Source organism: Enterococcus sp. DIV1937 (genome assembly GCF_050535975.1).
GTDB lineage: Bacteria > Bacillota > Bacilli > Lactobacillales > Enterococcaceae > Enterococcus > Enterococcus faecalis.
Genome location: NZ_CP172909.1, coordinates 2,325,001 through 2,344,838, shown reverse-complemented (window position 1 = coordinate 2,344,838; position 19,838 = coordinate 2,325,001). Strand labels below are relative to the sequence as shown.

Sequence of the window (19,838 nt, the reverse complement as noted above, 5' to 3'; positions counted from 1 at the left end):
ACAGAGGGAGGAGGCAAATCTATGAATAACCCTTGGCGCTTTTTTATCGTCGCAGAAGCATTACTTTTTATTCTGGCGTTATGGCAAATTGTACATAATCCTGGATTAGCTGTTTTATTAACAATTGGCGTTTTACTTGTGGCCTACGTTTCCAGGAAAGCATCTAAAACACATTTTAACAACTTTCAATTCGTCCTCGGCGTTGTTTTTATTGTCATTGGTGCAATGAACAGCACGGCTGTTTGGTTTATGTTGATTTTTGGCGTACTCTTTATCGGCTTAAAAGGCTTTGAGATTTCAGGCGTGGATATAGCTGAGCGAGCACCTTGGCGAAAAAAACAAATGATTATGGTGGAGACGGCGGCAAAAGAACCTAAAAATGGCAAACGATTTAAACGCCGCTGGTTTGCCAACGAACGCATTGGTAACAATATCTATGAATGGGACGACATCAATATTGATTTAATCTCTGGGGACACCATTATTGATTTAGGTAATACGCTACTACCGAAAGAAGACAATATTATTATTATTCGTAAAGGTTTTGGCCGCACGCGAATTCTAGTGCCGTTAGGTGTAGCTATTTTGTTAGAACATTCAACTTTTTACGGAACGGTACGTTTTGAAGAAGAAAAATATCAATTGAAAAACGAATCATTAAAAATTTACAGCAATGATTACGATACCAATCTTCGTCGTTTGAAAATTATGACGAACACTTTAGTAGGAGATGTTGAGGTGATCCGTGTATGACCGATCGGATTTCAAGACGCATGATTTCATTATATGCGTCCCTTAGCACCTTTATTGTTATCTTAATTACATTGTTTTCATATTTTCATTCGATTAAACAAAACCGGTGGCTATTAGAGCTTCTTCAGAGAAAAGTCTTTTATTTACCACTAATTGTGCACATTGTTCTCATATCCTTACTAATAGGCTTATTGACCTTTTTACTGATTTCATTGGTTCAAAAAGGGCAATATGGACGGATTGAAGAAAAACTTCGGTTATTGGCCAACGGTAATTATGAAAGTCCAGTCTTAAACAAACCAACGACCAGTGAAAATCAAGACCATTATCTAACCGAAGTCGAACAAGATATTTGGTCGATTAAAAATAAATTATTAGAGATGTCTAAAGAATTGCAATTATTAAACAGTCGACCGCAATTAATGGATGGGCAAACAAAAGAAGAAATTTTAGAGAACGAGCGGCATCGTTTGGCGCGGGAGTTGCATGATTCAGTCAGTCAACAACTTTTTGCAGCCATGATGATGTTGTCTGCCTTAAATGAACAAGCACAACGAACAGAAACTCCTGAACCATATCGCAAACAACTAGCCATGGTGGCAGAAATCATTAATGCCTCCCAATCGGAAATGCGCGCGTTACTATTGCACTTGCGTCCTATCAGTCTAGAAGGAAAAAGTTTGCGTAAAGGTATTGAACAATTACTGAAAGAACTACAAACAAAAATTAAAATTGAATTGATTTGGGATGTTGAAGATGTTCATTTAAATAGCAGCATTGAGGATCATCTTTTCCGAATTGTGCAGGAATTACTTTCAAATACCTTAAGACATGCCAAAGCAAAGGAATTAGAGGTATACTTACACCAAGTCGATAAAAACGTGTTATTGCGTATTGTTGATGATGGTGTCGGCTTTGATATGAAGGAACAAAGTAATAAAGCCGGTAGTTATGGCTTAAATAATATCCGAGAACGTGTTGTCGGCATGGGCGGTACAGTTAAAATTATTAGTTTTAAAGGGCAGGGAACCAGCGTTGAAATTAAAGTTCCTGTCATAAAGGAGGAAACTGCAAGTGATCAAAGTAATGTTAGTGGATGACCATGAAATGGTCCGTTTAGGCGTTTCATCATATTTATCTATTCAAGAGGATATAGAAGTCGTAGGCGAAGCAGAAAACGGTAAGATTGGCTATGAAAAAGCATTGGAACTACGTCCAGATGTTATTTTGATGGATTTGGTAATGGAAGAAATGGACGGCATTGATTCAACCAAAGCGATCTTGAAAGATTGGCCAGAAGCCAAGATTATTATTGTGACGAGTTTTATTGATGATGAAAAAGTGTATCCGGCGATTGAAGCTGGTGCAGCGGGCTACCTATTAAAAACATCAACAGCACATGAGATTGCTGATGCAATTCGGGCGACTTATCGCGGAGAGCGTGTGTTGGAACCTGAAGTGACGCATAAGATGATGGAACGGTTAACAAAAAAACAAGAGCCGGTGTTGCACGAAGATTTGACAAACCGGGAACACGAAATTTTAATGTTGATTGCACAAGGTAAAAGTAATCAGGAAATAGCTGATGAACTCTTTATCACTTTGAAAACAGTTAAAACACATGTTTCAAACATTTTAGCAAAACTAGATGTGGATGATCGGACCCAAGCGGCGATTTATGCTTTTCAACATGGTTTAGCCAAATAAATATCAGATAAATCCATAAATAAATTCTAGGAAATCCTTCTAGGAATTTATTTATGGATTTGTTATACTAATTTTAACGAACAGACAGGAGCGGTCAGAAGAAATGAAACAAAATTTTGCAATTATTGGTTTAGGACGTTTTGGCGGCAGCATATGCCAAACTTTGGTGGAAGCTGGTCAAGAAGTTTTGGCCATTGACAGCAGTGAAGACCGTGTCAATGAATATATGAATATTGCAACGCATGCAGTGGTGGCTAACGCCCAAGATGAAATGACGTTGCGTTCTTTAGGAATTCGGAATTTTGATCACGTAGTGGTGGCAATTGGTGAAGATATTCAAGCGAGTATTTTAGTGACACTAATGGTTAAAGAGATGGGGGTTCCCAATGTCTTGGCCAAAGCAGTCAATGAATATCATGCCCGTGTCTTAGATAAAATTGGGGCAGACATGGTCGTTCACCCAGAGCGAGATATGGGTATTCGAATTGCCCATAAACTTGTTTCACGCAATATTTTAGATTATATTGAATTATCTAGCGAATTTTCATTAGCTGAGGTTCGGGTCACCAATCCAAAATTTTACAATAAAACCTTAGCAGAATTAAATTTCCGTCAGCGATTTGGTTTAACTGTGGTAGCGATTCGCCGCTCGAAAACAGAAGTAATTGCTTCGCCAGATGCTTCTGAAATTGTTCGAGAAAACGACAATTTATTAGTTATCGGTGATACCGCAGATGTTGATTTATTAGATGAAAAAATGAATGGCTAAGCACTTTATTCTCTAAAAGCACTGCGCTGTGCTACAATAAATGGCGACAGAGATGTGAAGGAGGAACAAAGAATGAAATTAGAAGTGACACCGAAAGCCCAACAATGGTTTAAAGAAGAAACCGGGGTTCAGCCTGAGACAGGCATTCGTTTTTTCGGAAAAATTTACGGAAAAACACCTGTTCATGATGGTTTTTCCATTGCGATGTCTGTAGAAGCGCCAGATGAGCCAATGATTAAAGAGAACCTAGATGGGATTACCTATTTTATTGAAGAAACAGATGATTGGTTCTTTAAAGGGTATGATTTGATTGTTGATTATGATGAAAAGAATGATGAACCGCGTTATCAATTTGAAGCAAACCAAGAAGATTTAACAAAATAATTTTAGTGCTAAACAAAAGAGGCTGAAGTAGTGCGTAGGACTATTTCTGTTGCTTTCGTTTAACCGCTAGTCAGCCTGAGAAAAAATCGTTTTGGATTTTTTCTCAGGTTCTTTCTATTTAAGTTATTTTTAGTTGGATATCGTTATTTAATAAGGCTATTATATGGTATAATGATAATTAACTGAAGTGTGGAGGAAATAAAATGTTATCAATTGTTGTCCCTTGTTATAATGAGGAAGCAGCGATTCCGCTGTTTTTTGAAGAAGTAGAAAAAATTAGCCAGCAACTGTCTCATTCAGTAGAATATATATTTGTGAATGATGGCTCAAAAGATAAGACGTTAGCTGTTTTAAGACAGCTTTATCGCGAACATCCAGAGAAGGTCCGTTATCTTTCTTTTTCACGAAATTTTGGGAAAGAAGCAGGCTTATACGCTGGTTTAAAAGAAGCAACAGGTGACTTAGTGACAGTCATGGATGTTGATTTACAAGACCCGCCTGAGTTATTACCTCAAATGATTGAGATGATTGAAACCAGTACAGATTTAGATTGTGTTGGCACACGACGCGTAACAAGAGACGGCGAACCGCCCATTCGTAGCTTTTTTGCACGGATGTTCTATAAACTCATTAATCGAATTGCTGAGACGGAAATGGTGGATGGTGCCCGTGACTTTCGTGTCATGACCCGACAAATGGTCGATGCGATTTTAGAGTTATCTGAGTATAATCGTTTTTCAAAAGGGATTTTTAGTTGGGTCGGCTTTAAAACAGAATATATTGAATTTAAAAATCGAGAACGAATTGCTGGAGAAACCTCTTGGTCTTTCTGGAGTCTATTAAGTTATTCAATTGACGGGATTGTCAATTTTTCAGAAACACCATTGAATATTGCTTCATACGTTGGCGCCTTTTCGTGTATTGGTTCTGCACTAGCAATGTTAGTGATTATCTTTCGAACATTAGTTAATGGTGATCCAACAAGCGGCTGGCCTTCAATGGTTTGTATTGTACTTTTTGTAGGTGGTTTGCAACTATTATGTTTAGGAATTATTGGCAAATATATCGGCAAAATTTTCTTAGAAACGAAAAAACGACCAATTTATATTGTAAAGGAATCAGAAAAAGATTCTAAAAAATAACCAAAAAAGCAGAGAAAAATTCTCTGTTTTTTTGTTGTGCATTAAAAAAAGTGTAAATAGGCTTTTCAGAAAAACAACATTTTTTACATAAAAAATACATTAACTTTACCTATTTTTATCTTAATGAAACAGCTTTGCTCTCGCGGTTGCAAGAAATAAATGTTAAAATCAAAAGGTATGCTATTAAATGTTTTTTTGGAGGTTGGGTCATGATAGAAGTTATCGACTTGAAAAAAGTATTCGATAATGGGTTTGAAGCGTTAAAATCGGTCAATTTTACGATTGAGCAAGGGGACTTGGTTTGTTTGTTAGGACCAAGTGGGTGTGGGAAATCCACAATTTTAAACTTAATTGCAGGTTTATTGCATCCAAGTGATGGAGATATTCAGTTTCGACAGCAATCGGTTGTCAAAACAGCACCAAAAGATCGGAACATCGGGTTCGTTTTTCAAAACTATGCCTTATATCCACATATGACTGTTCTAGAAAACGTAATGTTTCCTTTGACGGTAGGAAGTAAGAAAGTTCCCAAGGCAGAGGCACAAGCTATTGCCGAAGAATATATGAAACTAACGAATATTGAAGAGTTAAGCCATAAAAAGCCAGGCACACTTTCTGGTGGTCAACAACAGCGTGTTGCGATTACCCGGGCGTTAGTTCAAAAACCAGATGTTTTATTATTAGATGAGCCTTTAAGTAACTTGGATGCACGTTTGCGTTTGAAAATTCGTGAAGAAATCCGCCGCTTGGTGAAAGAAGTAGGGATTACAACAATCTTTGTAACGCACGACCAAGAGGAAGCGCTATCAATCAGTGATAAAATTATTTTATTAAACGAAGGGGTTATTCAACAAAATGATGAACCTCAAAACCTTTACTTAGAACCAAATAACTTATTTGTTGCTCAGTTCATAGGTAACCCAATTATTAATTTATTGTCTGTTGAAGTGAAAGACGGCAAAATGTACCACGAAAGTTTTGAAATTCCGCTTGAGCGTTTTGAGCAAGCACGCTTTAAAATGCCAATGACTGACGGGAAATATACGTTTGCTTCTCGTCCAGAAGATGTGGTACCAACTGAAACAGGTCTCTTTACCACAACGACAGATTTAGTGGAATTGATTGGTCGAGAACGTATTTTACGATTTACATTAGGAAATGAACAAGTGAAATCAATTGTAAGTGTAGAAGAAGCGATTGAAGAAGGAGACACTTTATCTTTTGATTTTTCATATAAAAAAGTATTTATCTTTAACGAAGCGGGAGACCGGGTTTACTAATGAAAAAATACAATCCAGAAAATCAACCAAAAGCATGGCTCTTCCTTCTCCCATCATTAGGAATCATTTTACTGTTTAGCGTTTATCCACTGTTTCGTTCTTTGTGGATGAGCTTCCAAAAAGGTTCCTTAATTAACCAACGCTACGCTGGTTTAGAAAATTATCAACGTGTATTGAATGATCCAATCTTCTATAAAGCGTTAAAAAATACAGCGCTCTATGCATTTGCTGTGGTACCGATTGCCTTGATAATTTCCCTAGCAATTGCTTGGATTATCTTTGAAAAAGTTAAACATAAGAGTTTCTTTGAAACGATTTTCTTTATGCCTTATGTAACGAGTACGATTGCCATTGGGATTGTCTTCCGTTACTTCTTTAATGGCGATTATGGAATTGTCAATTACGTCTTAGGCTTTTTCGGCATTCCTTCTGTCAACTGGCTAGATAATGTTCAAATGAGTATGCCGACATTGATTATTTTTGGGGTTTGGACGAGTTTAGCATTTAATATTATTATTTTGTTGGCGGGCTTGAGAAATATTGATGAAGAACACTTTAAAATAGCGAAAATGTTTGGTGCCTCAGACGGCGAAATTTTCCGACGTATTACGTTTCCGCAGCTAGTCCCGACCATTGCCTTTTTATTAACGGTCAATTTAATTGGCGCCTTTAAAGTTTATACACAAGTTTATGCTTTATTCGGTGGTCGTGCGGGGATTGCCAACAGTGCCACAACCGCAGTGTACTATATTTATGACAAATTCCACATTGCAGGGCGTCCCGGAATTGCGATGGCCGCCACAGTGATTTTATTTGTGATTATTTTAGTGGTCACTTTCTTACAAAATAAACTCTTAAAGAAAGTGGGGCAATAAGCCAATGAAAAAAGTTTTAACGATTATCGCATTTGTTTTCTTAGGCATTTTAGCCGTTATTACGTTATTTCCATTTGTCTATATGATTTTAGCTGGTTTAATGAGTTACTCTGAAGCGACCAGCATGCCGCCAACCATGTTTCCAAAACAACCACAATGGCAAAACTACACAGAGGTCTTTCAAAAAGCACCCTTTCTTCGGTATTTCTTGAACACAGTCTTTGTTTCAGGCGTTACAACGATTGCTACGGTAGTCACCGCCGTTTTAGCTTCATTCGCGTTAACGAGTTTGAAGTTCCGTTTTAAAAATGTGGTCATTGCTTTGATGATTTCGTTGTTAATGGTTCCGTATGAATCTATTATTTTTACCAATTATCAAACGATTGCGCAATTAGGTTTGTTAAATACTTACAGCGCCTTAATTATTCCATTTTTAACTAGTATTTTTTATATTTACTATTTAAACGGTTATTTAAAAGGTATTCCTGATACTTTTTACAAGGCTGCCAAGATTGATGGCGCTAGTGATTTAGAATATATTTGGCGTATTTTAGTACCAATGTCAAAACCAGCGTTGGTAACAGTAGGGATTTTAACATTCATTTCTAGTTGGAATTCTTTCTTGTGGCCATTGTTGGTGACGAACGAGAAAAAATACCGTCTATTGAATAATGGACTATCGGCCTTTGCGACAGAGAGCGGTAGTGACGTACATTTACAAATGGCTGCTGCAACATTAACCGTTATTCCAATTTTAATTATTTACTTGATTTTCAGAAAAGAAATTATCAGAGGAGTTGCAAAAAATGGAATCAAAGGCTAAAACAACTGTGACTTTTCACAGTGGCATTTTAACAATTGGAGGAACCGTGATTGAAGTGGCGTATAAAGATGCCCACATCTTCTTTGATTTTGGTACAGAATTTCGACCAGAATTAGATTTGCCCGATGATCACATTGAAACCTTAATTAATAATCGTTTAGTGCCAGAATTAAAAGACTTATATGATCCACGTTTAGGTTATGAATATCATGGTGCAGAAGACAAAGAGTATCAACACACCGCTGTTTTCTTATCTCATGCCCATTTAGATCATTCACGCATGATTAATTATTTAGACCCAGCTGTTCCGTTGTACACCCTAAAAGAAACGAAAATGATTCTAAATAGTTTAAATCGCAAAGGTGATTTTTTGATTCCATCACCGTTTGAAGAAAAGAATTTTACCCGAGAAATGATTGGTCTTAATAAAAACGATGTGATTAAAGTTGGCGAAATTTCAGTGGAAATCGTACCTGTTGATCATGACGCGTACGGTGCTTCGGCATTACTGATTCGCACGCCTGACCATTTCATCACATACACAGGTGATTTGCGCTTACATGGCCATAATCGTGAAGAGACTTTAGCTTTTTGTGAAAAAGCCAAACATACTGAATTATTAATGATGGAAGGCGTAAGCATTAGCTTCCCAGAACGTGAACCAGATCCAGCCCAAATAGCGGTTGTCAGTGAAGAAGATCTTGTTCAGCACTTGGTTCGTTTAGAACTAGAAAACCCGAATCGACAAATTACCTTTAATGGTTATCCAGCAAACGTAGAACGTTTTGCTAAGATTATTGAAAAGTCACCACGTACAGTCGTTTTAGAAGCAAATATGGCTGCGTTGTTACTTGAAGTATTTGGAATAGAAGTTCGTTATTATTATGCTGAATCTGGTAAAATACTAGAATTGAATCCAGCGTTAGAAATCCCGTATGACACGTTACTAAAGGACAAAACAGACTATTTGTGGCAAGTTGTGAACCAGTTTGACAACCTCCAAGAAGGTAGTTTATACATTCACAGTGATGCCCAACCGTTAGGGGACTTTGATCCACAGTATCGCGTGTTTTTAGATTTGTTGGCTAAAAAAGACATTACTTTTGTCCGCTTAGCTTGTTCAGGACATGCAATTCCAGAAGATCTGGATAAAATTATTGCATTGATTGAACCTCAAGTATTGGTTCCAATCCATACGTTAAAACCAGAAAAACTGGAAAACCCGTATGGTGAAAGAATATTGCCAGAACGTGGCGAGCAAATTGTTTTATAAATTTTTTTAAGGGAGAGAAAAAAATGAAGTTCAAAACTCTAGCAACAACAGTGTTAGCAACCGCAGCTATTTTCGCATTGGGGGCTTGTGGTAACAGTAATGGGGCCAAAGAATCAAACGATATTGTGAAAGAAGTGAAGGAAGATACGACAATCACTTTCTGGCATGCAATGAATGGGGTTCAAGAAGAAGCGTTAACAAAATTAACGAAAGACTTCATGAAAGAAAATCCAAAAATTAAAGTGGAATTACAAAATCAATCTGCTTACCCTGATTTACAAGCCAAAATCAATTCGACTTTAACTTCACCAAAAGATTTACCAACAATTACGCAAGCGTACCCAGGCTGGTTATGGAATGCTGCACAAGATGAAATGTTAGTGGACTTAAAACCATATATGGATGATGACACAATCGGCTGGAAAGATGCAGAGCCAATTCGTGAAGTATTGTTAGACGGCGCCAAAATCGACGGCAAACAATACGGCATTCCATTTAATAAATCGACAGAAATGTTATTCTATAATGCTGATTTGTTGAAAGAATATGGTGTTGAAGTACCGAAAACATTAGAGGAATTAAAAGAAGCTTCTAAAACAATTTACGAAAAATCCAACAAAGAAGTCGTTGGTGCTGGTTTTGACTCGTTAAATAACTATTACGCAATTGGAATGAAAAACAAAGGCGTTGATTTTAATAAAGACTTAGATTTAACAAGCAAAGATTCACAAGAAGTCGTGGACTATTACCGTGATGGTATCGAAGCAGGTTACTTCCGCACAGCTGGTTCAGATAAATATTTATCTGGCCCATTTGCAAACAAAAAGGTAGCAATGTTTGTCGGTAGTATTGCTGGTGCTGGTTTTGTTCAAAAAGATGCTGAAGCTGGTGGCTATGAATACGGTGTTGCACCACGTCCTGAAAAAATCAACTTACAACAAGGAACAGATATTTATATGTTCGATAGTGCTACGCCAGAACAACGGACAGCGGCATTTGAATTCATGAAATTCTTAGCTACTCCTGATTCACAATTGTACTGGGCACAACAAACAGGTTATATGCCAATTTTAGAATCTGTTTTACACAGTGATGAGTACAAAAACTCTAAGACAACCAAAGTACCTGCACAACTTGAAAACGCAGTAAAAGATTTATTCGCTATCCCAGTAGAAGAGAATGCTGATTCAGCCTATAATGAAATGCGGACAATTATGGAAAGTATTTTTGCTTCATCAAATAAAGACACGAAAAAATTATTGAAAGATGCAACATCACAATTTGAACAAGCATGGAACCAATAATCAATAAATAAACAGACGTGGGAGGTTGGGATCTGAGTCGTTATGGCTCGTGTTCTAACCTTCCTGTTCTTTTGGGCGGAAGAAGGAGAGAAACAAAATGCAAATAAAAATTTTAGCAACAAGTGATATGCATGGGTACATTATGCCAACAAGTTATAGTGAAAAAAAGATGGATTTGCCTTTTGGAACCGCAAAAGCAGCAACCATGCTGAAAAAGTTACGTGCGTCTGCCAAAGGACCAGTTTTTCAAATTGAAAATGGGGATTTTATTCAAGGTTCGCCGCTTAGTTATTACGTAAGAAAAGCAGAAACACATTCAGTGGAAGCCATCACTAAGATCATTAATCAAATGGATTATGATGTTAGCATTTTAGGTAACCACGAATTTAATTACGGATTAGATTATTTAAAGGAAACGATTGCCAGTTATCAACAGCCAGTTTTAGCTGCCAATATTCTTGGTAAAGATGGACAACCTTATTTCGGTCAGCCGTATGTCATCATAGAAAAACAAGGGGTTAAAGTAGCCATCCTTGGCGTGACGACTCAATATATTCCTCATTGGGAACAGCCGGCAACAGTCAAAGATTTAACGTTTAAAAGTGTCGTTGAAACAGCGGCAGAATACGTGCCAAAACTGCGGGAAGAAGCGGACCTAGTTGTTGTCGCTTACCATGGCGGTTTTGAAAAAGATTTAGAAACAGGGGAACCCACGGAATTACTAACAGGAGAAAATGAAGGCTACGATTTATTGGAAAAAGTTCCTGGGATTGATGCCTTAGTCACTGGTCACCAACATCGAGAAATTGCTACAAAACTGAATGGAATACCTGTGATTCAACCAGGTTTTCGAGGAGCTTTCGTTGGAGAAATTACTTTAGAAATTGAACCTATGGCTAAAGGCTATCACGTTATTGGAAGTGACGCAGCTATTCATCCTGTTGGAAACGAACAACCAGATACAGAAGTTTTAGCTTTGACAACAGCGTTACATGACGAGGTAGAAGAGTGGCTTGACCAACCAGTGGGAAATGTGGAAGGGGATATGACGATTCAAAATCCGAATGCCGTACGCCTCAAAGAACATCCATATATAGAATTTATTAATAACGTCCAAATGGCTTCAAGCGGAACGGATATTTCAGGGACTGCACTTTTTAACAATGAAGGCAAAGGGTTTAATAATCAAATTACGATGCGCGATATCATTACCAACTACATTTATCCAAATACCTTGGCTGTATTGCGTGTCACTGGACAAGACCTCCGTGAAGCGTTAGAACAAAGCGCTACTTATTTTGTGTTAGAAAAAGGCCAACCAATTTTTAACCCGAAATATGTCGATCCAAAACCACAATACTATAATTATGATATGTATGAAGGCATTGAGTATACGCTTGATTTAAGACAACCGTTTGGTGAAAGAGTGACGAAACTTAATTATCATGGCAAAGCAGTGCAAGCAGAAGATGTTTTGGAAATCGTGACAAATCAATACCGAGCAGTCGGTGGCGGAAACTATCAAATGTTCCAACCTGAAAAAATTATTCGAGAAATTCAAATTGATATGACGGAACTGATTGCAGAATATTTAAAAAAACATCCAATCATTCAAGCGTCGACAAATGATAACTTCAAGGTTATCTGGTAAAAAATAGCAAAAAAAAAGCCTTCAACCATGCAATTACTTGAAAGATGGTTGAAGGCCTTTTTTGAGTTAATAGCCTTTTTTTAAGGAAACTTGGTTTTTGACGAGGGTCTGATCCGTCACAAATTGATTTAAGTTTGGAATAAAAATCGCCAGTAATTTTGATTTGAACTTCGGTGTCATGCCAGAAATATGAGGTGTTAATAAAACATTCTGCATCTCCCATAAAGGGCTATCTTCGGGAAGAGGTTCTTCTTCAAAGACATCTAAGGCAGCAAAAGCAATGGTTTTATTGTTTAAGGCAGTTATCAAATCGTTCGTTGCTACTGAGGCGCCTCGACCAACATTTACGAAAATTGTTTCAGGAGCCATTTTTTCAAAAAGTGCCTGATTGTATAAATGTTTTGTTGTTTCAGTCAAAGGAAGAATGTTCACAACAATGGACATTTCATGGATAATTTTACTCATATTCTTCTGTGAATAGCATTCAATGAAGCCTTCCGTCACATGTCCAGAGGTATTCACGCCATAAACTTGAAGATTTAAACCTTTAGCAAATTTAGCTAATTGTTGTCCGATTTGCCCGGTGCCTACGATTAACATTTTTTGCCCAGAAAGTTGTTGATAGGAAGGGGCTGTTTGATTCCATGTGTGTTGCATTTGTTGTTGGATACTTTCTTGCAGTCCGCGGGTATGTGCTAATAAAACGCCTAAAACATGTTCTGAGATAGAAACACTATGGATTCCGCTACCATTAGACAACAGAATACCCTTTTCTCTTAATTTATCAAAATCCATATAATCAGCACCAGCAGAAATGAGCTGAATCCATTTTAGGTGACTAGTATCAGAGGCTAATAAACGCGGACCAATTTCTTTATGCCAGCCTAACATAATTTCGATTGCCTCTTCTTCAGCAGATGATAAATGATCGGTAGATGTTTTAACTAGATAATTGGGCGCCACAGCTTTCACTTGTTCCAGTTGTTCTTCGTTGAATACTTCATTTAAATAAATAATTGGTTGGTTCATCTTTCTTCCTCCTAGCACTTTTTATTGTATCAAAAATAAATTTAAAAGAGAAAAAGAAAGGCTTTTCAGTAAAGCAGAAAGCCAAGGACAAAAATCCGATTTAGATTTTTGTCCTTGGCTTAAAAACTGCTAAAGTCCAGTGCTAACCTTATTTAGGTACGCCGTTTTCAAATAAACTTGTACTATGAACTGGTTGACGTCGAGCATCGGGCCGTAAGTAATGTAAAGCATTATTTACGGCAGTAGGTGCCTCACCAAAGCCTGTAGCGATTAATTTCACTTTTCCCTCATAGGAACAGATATCCCCTACAGCGTATACACCAGGAATGTTAGTTGACATATCGGAATGAACATTAATAGCATTTCTAGAAACGTCTAATCCCCATTCTTTGAGGTGTGTTAAAGAAGAAGTGAAGCCATAATTGATAATTAAATCATCCAGAGGGAGATCCAATGTTTGGTCACCTTTTGTCTCCGTTAATTGGATGCCTGTGAACGTTTCGTTTTCCTTTAAAATATCACTAATGATATAGGGAGTTCTGATAGAAACACTAGATTTTTCCAGTTGTTCCACGCTATGTTCGTGGCCGCGAAATTGTGGGCGACGATGGATAATAGATACTTCTTCTGCGACGTTTTCTAGCATTAAAGCCCAGTCAATTGCGGAATCGCCGCCACCAGCAATCGCAACTTTTTTGCCAGCGAATTTTTTCATGTCAGTCACATAATAATGGATTGACTCACCTTCAAAGGCTTCAACATTTTCGATAGCTAAACGTCGAGGTTGGAAAGCGCCGTTACCAATCGCAAAGATAACCGTTTTAGAATAATGTGTGCCTTTAGTTGTGTCTAAGCGCAAAAGTCCATCTGCTTCCTGTGCAAGGTGTGTGACCTCTTCTTCCAAGCAAACATCGTGCTGAAATGGCTGCATCTGTTTTTCCAAATTGGCAATTAACTCACCGGCTTTAATAGCAGGGAATCCAGGAATATCATAAATATATTTTTCGGGATACAGCATTGTTAGCTGACCACCTAATTGCGGCAGGCTATCAATGATTTTCGTTTTTGCTTTACGAATTCCCGCATAAAAAGCGGCAAATAATCCAACAGGACCGCCGCCGATAATCGTTAAATCATAAATATCTTTTTCATCAGACATTTGAAAATTCCTCCTAATTCATTTAGGGTTGAGACAACTATTGATCGTTTTGCGAACACTTCACAAAATAGCACGGCTTTTCGAAAAAAGCAAGTTTGGCTAACGAATCAAAGCATTCTTTAATCATTGGAAAAAGATCATAGCAATTTTCAGCATTTTTCGATATGATGGAACTATAAAATAATTATCTAGGAGGACATTCTCATGTCACAATTTCCACAATTAGATTTAGAAAATGCTAAAGGCCCAAAAGCGGTCATTAAAACAAACCGAGGCGACATCACTGTTCAATTATTCCCAGAACAAGCGCCTAAAACGGTTAAAAATTTTGTTGAATTAGCGAAAAAGGGCTACTATGATGGCGTTATTTTCCATCGTGTGATTCCTGATTTTATGATTCAAGGCGGTGACCCAACCGGAACAGGAATGGGCGGCGAAAGTATTTATGGAGAAGCATTTGAGGATGAATTTTCTCGGGATGTTTTCAATTTGCGTGGCGCATTGTCAATGGCAAATGCTGGTCCTAACACAAATGGCAGCCAATTCTTTGTTGTTACTAATCAAAATGTTCCAGCTCAAATGATGAGTCAGTTAGAAGATGCTGGTTTTCCAGAAGAAATTATTGAAGCTTACAAACAAGGCGGAACACCTTGGTTAGACTTCCGTCATACTGTTTTTGGTCATGTTGTTGATGGTATGGATGTAGTGGATGAAATTGGTGGAGTCCAACGGGATGCCCAAGACCGTCCAACATTTGACGTCGTGATGGACACAGTTGAAATCATTGGTGAATAAGTTTAACCAATTGAAAAAGAGAGTACCAACGAGGGACAAATTCGTTGGTACTCTTTATTTTTTTCTTAAAACGACTAACTTTTTTTTAAAAGCATCCAAATCGCTTCTTTTAATGAAGTCTTTATAGGATACTGAATTAAAGAATAGAAGGAGAGGAAGCGAATTTGTTAGAAAAATACAGATATCCAATGGCCTTGGCTTTGTTTGCAGTAATACTCCCCTTTATAGGAACGTTTTTTACGTATGTAGATCAGCAAGGAATCGTTCATGAACCAGGATTTTATACAATAATAATTGGAGAAATTTTACTTATATTTTCAGGTATCTGGTTCGTCAGAGTTTATTTAGCTAAACGCAAAAGAAAGAATTAAAAACAGCTGTCCTAAAAACTAGGACAGCTGTTTTTAATTAAAGGCTTTTTTGATACGTAAAAGGCCTTCTTCGAGAGTTTCTTTTGAACAAGCTAAGTTTAAACGCATGTGTTGAGAACCTTGGGGACCGAAACTAATTCCTGGATTTAGAACCACTTTCCCCTTATGAATTAAGGTATCGCGAAGTTCCCGATCCGTTAGCGAATAAGAACTAAAGTCTAACCATAAAAGATAGGTTCCTTCAGGCTCCATTACACGAACGCTAGGCAGCTCTTCACGGAAAAAAGAAAGGGCAAAATCAATATTTTCTTTTAAATAATCAAGTAATGCCGTTAGCCATTCCTCCCCTGTTTGATAGGCAGCTGCCGTTCCAACGTAGCCAAAAGTATTGATGCCGCCTTGATGATTTTTGTCTTGTAAAGATACGAAAGATTGCCGTAGTTTTTCATTAGGAATGAACAGCATTGAATTTTTGATCCCCGCTAAATTAAAGGTTTTCGTTGCCGCTGTTAAGGTAACAGTGAATTCCTTAAATGCTTCATCAGCGACAGTGAAGGAAGTGAAGGTATGCGGTTTGAAAATCAAATCCTGATGAATTTCATCGCTAACCACAGTTACTTGGTGTTTTTGGCATAAACGGCCAATTGCTAGCAATTCTTCTTTTGTCCAAACACGTCCACCAGGATTATGGGGATTACAAAAAAGTAACAGTTTCACCTTTTTTTCGATTATCTGTTGTTCCATTTTAACCAAATCAACTTCATAATGTCCGTTAACTTCTAGTAAGGAATGTCGCACGAGTCTACGCTCATTTTGTTTTACCACATCTGCAAAAGGGGGGTAGACTGGATCACAAATCATGACAGAATCAGCAGGTGCTGTATACGCTTGAACGGCTGTGGCCAAACTGGGTACCACGCCACTATTAAACAAAATTTCTTCTTTTTCAACAATCAATTGATGGTGTTGACGTTGCCAATCTTGAATTGCTTGATACAGTTCATTAGGTGCAACCGCATATCCTAGAATGCCCTGTTCAATAACTTGTGACAAGGCATCAAGAATAGGCTGATGTACTTTGAAATCCATATCAGCAACCCATAAAGGTAGTAAATCTTTTTCGTGGTAACTCGTTTCAACGGTGTCCCATTTAACACAATTCGTGTGGCGACGATCAATGGTTTCATTAAAATTAAACATAAGATAACTCCTTTTCTTCTATATAAAGTCTTACTTCCTATAGTATAGTAGATTTTGCTTAAAAGATGAAACAATAGTTTTAACAACTAGGGAAGAAATAATGCACAAACGTTGAAAAAATGCTATTATTTTAAATGAGTAGAAACGGAAAAAGAAATTTATCGTATGAAAAGAGGAAATTTGATGAAGTACAAAATTGGTATGGTACTTTCTGGCACAATTACCGGACTTCAACCATATGGCGCATTTGTTTCTTTAGACGAAGAAACACAAGGACTGATTCATGTTTCGGAAGTACAAGCTGGCTTTACCAAAAATATCCATGGACTCTTAACCGTTGGACAAAAAGTAACCGTTCAAGTTATTGATGTTGATGAATATTCTCAAAAGATTAGCTTATCTTTACGGACCCTTGAAGACAAAGTTCATTCAGTGAACCATCGACGTAAAAAATATTTTACGGATAAGAATAAAAAAATTGGCTTTGCAACCTTAGACAAAGAACTTCCAGAATGGATTGATGAAGCAATGGATAAGTTGCTTGAAAAATAATTCTGTATTTTTTCAGAAAGTGTGTTACAATTTCTTTTGTTAGTGAATCTAAAAATTAATTGAGGTGGATGTCGTGTCTAACAAAAAAGTCGCTGGAACAATCATACTGAACTTAAACGATGGTAGTAAAAAATTTTTGATGCATCCAATAGGTGAAGCGATTGAGTTTGCGATGGCAAAAGTTTCTGATGAGATGACGGGTTTAGCTAGTATGCTACAATGGTTCAAAGAAGAGGTTCAATTGGACGTTACTTCAATTAGCTTAGTAGAATTAACTAACGCGCATATCAATAAAGAAAATGTTCCGCTGTTTGTCTTCGAGATGGATGAACAAGCACTTAAAAATGAAATGGATAAAGACTATACATGGGTAGCACCTGCAGAATTAAAAACGATTTGGTCAAAATATCATATTGAAGGTGTCCCAATGTTTTAAACAAAAAAGAAAGAATCTGTCGATAATCGAACAGATTCTTTCTTTTTTTATGTTGTACGTAAAAAAGTTAATCGAACTATTTCAAATATATGATTCAAATTGTTCGATTTTTAGTAAGGGATTAAACTGTTTTGATAGACAATTAGGATTTAAAAAGTTTAAAAACGAAATAATTGAAAAGAATGAAAACAGATTGAAAACTTCTTTTAATTTTTTTGAAAAAAAGTGTTGACCAAACATCAAAATCTTGATATATTATTACATGTCGCAAGGCGAGTCACACAGCTGAGCGATTCAGAAATCAATAATTAAATAACAATTCTTGGTTTCAAATCTCTCGGAAAAAGTTTGAAAAAACAACAAAAAAGTTGTTGACAAATAACAAACGAGATGATAAGATATAGAAGTTGTCACAACAGACGACAACAACCGAGCAAAACAACTTAAAAAACTTTTTTAAAAAAGTTCTTGACATTCAAACGAAAGTTTGTTATGATATAAAAGTTGCTGCGAGGTAACGTAGACCTTTGAAAACTGAACAAAGAATAGACGAACCAAATGTGTAGGGCGCCTTGATTCAATTCAAGACAACAAACATTTTTAACAAGCAAGCAATATGCTAGCAAACAAATTGAGCTTAACAATCGCAAGGTTGTTCTAACTTTTATTATGAGAGTTTGATCCTGGCTCAGGACGAACGCTGGCGGCGTGCCTAATACATGCAAGTCGAACGCTTCTTTCCTCCCGAGTGCTTGCACTCAATTGGAAAGAGGAGTGGCGGACGGGTGAGTAACACGTGGGTAACCTACCCATCAGAGGGGGATAACACTTGGAAACAGGTGCTAATACCGCATAACAGTTTATGCCGCATGGCATAAGAGTGAAAGGCGCTTTCGGGTGTCGCTGATGGATGGACCCGCGGTGCATTAGCTAGTTGGTGAGGTAACGGCTCACCAAGGCCACGATGCATAGCCGACCTGAGAGGGTGATCGGCCACACTGGGACTGAGACACGGCCCAGACTCCTACGGGAGGCAGCAGTAGGGAATCTTCGGCAATGGACGAAAGTCTGACCGAGCAACGCCGCGTGAGTGAAGAAGGTTTTCGGATCGTAAAACTCTGTTGTTAGAGAAGAACAAGGACGTTAGTAACTGAACGTCCCCTGACGGTATCTAACCAGAAAGCCACGGCTAACTACGTGCCAGCAGCCGCGGTAATACGTAGGTGGCAAGCGTTGTCCGGATTTATTGGGCGTAAAGCGAGCGCAGGCGGTTTCTTAAGTCTGATGTGAAAGCCCCCGGCTCAACCGGGGAGGGTCATTGGAAACTGGGAGACTTGAGTGCAGAAGAGGAGAGTGGAATTCCATGTGTAGCGGTGAAATGCGTAGATATATGGAGGAACACCAGTGGCGAAGGCGGCTCTCTGGTCTGTAACTGACGCTGAGGCTCGAAAGCGTGGGGAGCAAACAGGATTAGATACCCTGGTAGTCCACGCCGTAAACGATGAGTGCTAAGTGTTGGAGGGTTTCCGCCCTTCAGTGCTGCAGCAAACGCATTAAGCACTCCGCCTGGGGAGTACGACCGCAAGGTTGAAACTCAAAGGAATTGACGGGGGCCCGCACAAGCGGTGGAGCATGTGGTTTAATTCGAAGCAACGCGAAGAACCTTACCAGGTCTTGACATCCTTTGACCACTCTAGAGATAGAGCTTTCCCTTCGGGGACAAAGTGACAGGTGGTGCATGGTTGTCGTCAGCTCGTGTCGTGAGATGTTGGGTTAAGTCCCGCAACGAGCGCAACCCTTATTGTTAGTTGCCATCATTTAGTTGGGCACTCTAGCGAGACTGCCGGTGACAAACCGGAGGAAGGTGGGGATGACGTCAAATCATCATGCCCCTTATGACCTGGGCTACACACGTGCTACAATGGGAAGTACAACGAGTCGCTAGATCGCGAGGTCATGCAAATCTCTTAAAGCTTCTCTCAGTTCGGATTGCAGGCTGCAACTCGCCTGCATGAAGCCGGAATCGCTAGTAATCGCGGATCAGCACGCCGCGGTGAATACGTTCCCGGGCCTTGTACACACCGCCCGTCACACCACGAGAGTTTGTAACACCCGAAGTCGGTGAGGTAACCTTTTTGGAGCCAGCCGCCTAAGGTGGGATAGATGATTGGGGTGAAGTCGTAACAAGGTAGCCGTATCGGAAGGTGCGGCTGGATCACCTCCTTTCTAAGGAATATTACGGAAATACACATTTCGTCTTTACTTTGTTCAGTTTTGAGAGGTCTACTCTCAATCAAATAAGTTCGGGGCCTTAGCTCAGCTGGGAGAGCGCCTG

Annotated in this window: 20 protein-coding genes, 1 tRNA gene and 1 rRNA gene (1 of these 22 running past the window's edge); 19 read left to right on the top strand and 3 right to left on the bottom strand. The window is 38.4% G+C overall.

Annotated elements, in window-relative coordinates:
• Positions 1 to 21: 21 nt before the first annotated feature.
• From liaF to IGL13_RS11280, 12 genes are all read left to right on the top strand, one after another.
• Positions 22 to 753: a cell wall-active antibiotics response protein LiaF gene (gene liaF / locus IGL13_RS11335; RefSeq protein WP_002381168.1), complete on the top strand. Its 732-nt coding sequence runs from the start codon at positions 22 to 24 to the stop codon at positions 751 to 753.
• Positions 750 to 1,853, top strand: a complete 1,104-nt coding sequence (locus tag IGL13_RS11330) for a sensor histidine kinase (protein ID WP_002365182.1) — start codon at positions 750 to 752, stop codon at positions 1,851 to 1,853. The genes liaF and IGL13_RS11330 overlap by 4 nt, the downstream gene beginning before the upstream one ends.
• A complete protein-coding gene (locus IGL13_RS11325; protein ID WP_002355137.1) occupies positions 1,828 to 2,460 on the top strand; it encodes a response regulator in 633 nt (210 codons plus the stop codon). The genes IGL13_RS11330 and IGL13_RS11325 overlap by 26 nt, the downstream gene beginning before the upstream one ends.
• Before the next feature lie 103 nt (positions 2,461 to 2,563).
• Complete coding sequence (locus IGL13_RS11320) at positions 2,564 to 3,229, top strand: potassium channel family protein (RefSeq protein WP_002355139.1); 666 nt, start codon at positions 2,564 to 2,566, stop codon at positions 3,227 to 3,229.
• A gap of 54 nt (positions 3,230 to 3,283) precedes the next feature.
• Positions 3,284 to 3,613: a HesB/YadR/YfhF family protein gene (locus tag IGL13_RS11315; RefSeq protein ID WP_002355140.1), complete on the top strand. Its 330-nt coding sequence runs from the start codon at positions 3,284 to 3,286 to the stop codon at positions 3,611 to 3,613.
• Between the two features lie 203 nt (positions 3,614 to 3,816).
• Positions 3,817 to 4,755 carry a glycosyltransferase family 2 protein gene (locus tag IGL13_RS11310; protein WP_002361118.1) on the top strand — a complete coding sequence of 313 codons (939 nt, stop codon included), beginning with the start codon at positions 3,817 to 3,819 and terminating at the stop codon, positions 4,753 to 4,755.
• Between the two features lie 146 nt (positions 4,756 to 4,901).
• The gene (locus IGL13_RS11305; RefSeq protein ID WP_002385276.1) at positions 4,902 to 6,035 is read left to right on the top strand and encodes an ABC transporter ATP-binding protein; all 1,134 of its coding nucleotides are present in this window, start codon (positions 4,902 to 4,904) and stop codon (positions 6,033 to 6,035) included.
• The gene (locus tag IGL13_RS11300; protein WP_002355143.1) at positions 6,035 to 6,910 is read left to right on the top strand and encodes a carbohydrate ABC transporter permease; all 876 of its coding nucleotides are present in this window, start codon (positions 6,035 to 6,037) and stop codon (positions 6,908 to 6,910) included. The genes IGL13_RS11305 and IGL13_RS11300 overlap by 1 nt, the downstream gene beginning before the upstream one ends.
• Positions 6,911 to 6,914: 4 nt before the next feature.
• On the top strand, positions 6,915 to 7,733 hold the full coding sequence (locus tag IGL13_RS11295) for a carbohydrate ABC transporter permease (protein WP_002355144.1): 819 nt from the start codon (positions 6,915 to 6,917) through the stop codon (positions 7,731 to 7,733).
• On the top strand, positions 7,717 to 9,006 hold the full coding sequence (locus IGL13_RS11290) for an MBL fold metallo-hydrolase (protein WP_002371395.1): 1,290 nt from the start codon (positions 7,717 to 7,719) through the stop codon (positions 9,004 to 9,006). The genes IGL13_RS11295 and IGL13_RS11290 overlap by 17 nt, the downstream gene beginning before the upstream one ends.
• 23 nt (positions 9,007 to 9,029) lie before the next feature.
• Positions 9,030 to 10,310, top strand: a complete 1,281-nt coding sequence (locus IGL13_RS11285; RefSeq protein WP_002378740.1) for an extracellular solute-binding protein — start codon at positions 9,030 to 9,032, stop codon at positions 10,308 to 10,310.
• Between the two features lie 97 nt (positions 10,311 to 10,407).
• Positions 10,408 to 11,961, top strand: coding sequence for a bifunctional metallophosphatase/5'-nucleotidase (locus IGL13_RS11280; protein ID WP_002378739.1), 1,554 nt, complete (start codon positions 10,408 to 10,410; stop codon positions 11,959 to 11,961).
• A 66-nt stretch (positions 11,962 to 12,027) separates the two neighbouring features.
• Here IGL13_RS11280 and IGL13_RS11275 read toward each other — a convergent pair whose 3' ends face one another.
• Both IGL13_RS11275 and IGL13_RS11270 read right to left on the bottom strand, forming a co-directional pair.
• Positions 12,028 to 12,990: a phosphoglycerate dehydrogenase gene (locus IGL13_RS11275; protein WP_002355148.1), complete on the bottom strand. Its 963-nt coding sequence runs from the start codon at positions 12,988 to 12,990 to the stop codon at positions 12,028 to 12,030.
• Positions 12,991 to 13,138: 148 nt separating this feature from the next.
• Positions 13,139 to 14,149 (bottom strand): NAD(P)/FAD-dependent oxidoreductase, encoded by a 1,011-nt coding sequence (locus IGL13_RS11270; protein ID WP_002368301.1) that lies wholly within the window; start codon positions 14,147 to 14,149, stop codon positions 13,139 to 13,141.
• 204 nt (positions 14,150 to 14,353) lie between these two features.
• On the opposite strand from IGL13_RS11270, the gene IGL13_RS11265 reads away from it, so the two are divergent.
• Positions 14,354 to 14,944: a peptidylprolyl isomerase gene (locus tag IGL13_RS11265; protein WP_002355150.1), complete on the top strand. Its 591-nt coding sequence runs from the start codon at positions 14,354 to 14,356 to the stop codon at positions 14,942 to 14,944.
• A gap of 164 nt (positions 14,945 to 15,108) precedes the next feature.
• A complete protein-coding gene (locus tag IGL13_RS11260; protein WP_002361121.1) occupies positions 15,109 to 15,315 on the top strand; it encodes a DUF3955 domain-containing protein in 207 nt (68 codons plus the stop codon).
• A gap of 33 nt (positions 15,316 to 15,348) precedes the next feature.
• On the opposite strand, the gene IGL13_RS11255 is transcribed toward IGL13_RS11260, so the two are convergent.
• The gene (locus tag IGL13_RS11255) at positions 15,349 to 16,515 is read right to left on the bottom strand and encodes a MalY/PatB family protein (RefSeq protein WP_002378737.1); all 1,167 of its coding nucleotides are present in this window, start codon (positions 16,513 to 16,515) and stop codon (positions 15,349 to 15,351) included.
• Between the two features lie 183 nt (positions 16,516 to 16,698).
• Between IGL13_RS11255 and IGL13_RS11250 the strand changes: the two genes are divergently transcribed.
• The 5 genes from IGL13_RS11250 to IGL13_RS11230 form a co-directional block, all read left to right on the top strand.
• Positions 16,699 to 17,067: a CvfD/Ygs/GSP13 family RNA-binding post-transcriptional regulator gene (locus IGL13_RS11250; RefSeq protein WP_002365178.1), complete on the top strand. Its 369-nt coding sequence runs from the start codon at positions 16,699 to 16,701 to the stop codon at positions 17,065 to 17,067.
• A 64-nt stretch (positions 17,068 to 17,131) separates the two neighbouring features.
• Complete coding sequence (locus IGL13_RS11245; protein ID WP_002385270.1) at positions 17,132 to 17,503, top strand: hypothetical protein; 372 nt, start codon at positions 17,132 to 17,134, stop codon at positions 17,501 to 17,503.
• Positions 17,487 to 17,735: a hypothetical protein gene (locus IGL13_RS11240; protein WP_002401337.1), complete on the top strand. Its 249-nt coding sequence runs from the start codon at positions 17,487 to 17,489 to the stop codon at positions 17,733 to 17,735. The genes IGL13_RS11245 and IGL13_RS11240 overlap by 17 nt, the downstream gene beginning before the upstream one ends.
• Positions 17,736 to 18,168: 433 nt before the next feature.
• A 16S ribosomal RNA gene (locus IGL13_RS11235) occupies positions 18,169 to 19,729 on the top strand.
• 79 nt (positions 19,730 to 19,808) lie between these two features.
• Positions 19,809 to 19,838, top strand: a tRNA-Ala gene (locus tag IGL13_RS11230); it runs 43 nt beyond the window's last position.

What these genes read in the sequence shown, in the direction of transcription:
- IGL13_RS11310 (WP_002361118.1), top strand. Translation starts at nt 3,817, where the DNA reads ATGTTATCAATTGTTGTCCCTTGTTATAATGAGGAAGCAGCGATTCCG.
- liaF (WP_002381168.1), top strand. Translation starts at nt 22, where the DNA reads ATGAATAACCCTTGGCGCTTTTTTATCGTCGCAGAAGCATTACTTTTT.
- IGL13_RS11295 (WP_002355144.1), top strand. Translation starts at nt 6,915, where the DNA reads ATGAAAAAAGTTTTAACGATTATCGCATTTGTTTTCTTAGGCATTTTA.
- IGL13_RS11255 (WP_002378737.1), bottom strand. Translation starts at nt 16,515, where the DNA reads ATGTTTAATTTTAATGAAACCATTGATCGTCGCCACACGAATTGTGTT.
- IGL13_RS11320 (WP_002355139.1), top strand. Translation starts at nt 2,564, where the DNA reads ATGAAACAAAATTTTGCAATTATTGGTTTAGGACGTTTTGGCGGCAGC.
- IGL13_RS11290 (WP_002371395.1), top strand. Translation starts at nt 7,717, where the DNA reads ATGGAATCAAAGGCTAAAACAACTGTGACTTTTCACAGTGGCATTTTA.
- IGL13_RS11330 (WP_002365182.1), top strand. Translation starts at nt 750, where the DNA reads ATGACCGATCGGATTTCAAGACGCATGATTTCATTATATGCGTCCCTT.
- IGL13_RS11300 (WP_002355143.1), top strand. Translation starts at nt 6,035, where the DNA reads ATGAAAAAATACAATCCAGAAAATCAACCAAAAGCATGGCTCTTCCTT.
- IGL13_RS11280 (WP_002378739.1), top strand. Translation starts at nt 10,408, where the DNA reads ATGCAAATAAAAATTTTAGCAACAAGTGATATGCATGGGTACATTATG.
- IGL13_RS11270 (WP_002368301.1), bottom strand. Translation starts at nt 14,149, where the DNA reads ATGTCTGATGAAAAAGATATTTATGATTTAACGATTATCGGCGGCGGT.
- IGL13_RS11275 (WP_002355148.1), bottom strand. Translation starts at nt 12,990, where the DNA reads ATGAACCAACCAATTATTTATTTAAATGAAGTATTCAACGAAGAACAA.
- IGL13_RS11265 (WP_002355150.1), top strand. Translation starts at nt 14,354, where the DNA reads ATGTCACAATTTCCACAATTAGATTTAGAAAATGCTAAAGGCCCAAAA.
- IGL13_RS11250 (WP_002365178.1), top strand. Translation starts at nt 16,699, where the DNA reads ATGAAGTACAAAATTGGTATGGTACTTTCTGGCACAATTACCGGACTT.
- IGL13_RS11285 (WP_002378740.1), top strand. Translation starts at nt 9,030, where the DNA reads ATGAAGTTCAAAACTCTAGCAACAACAGTGTTAGCAACCGCAGCTATT.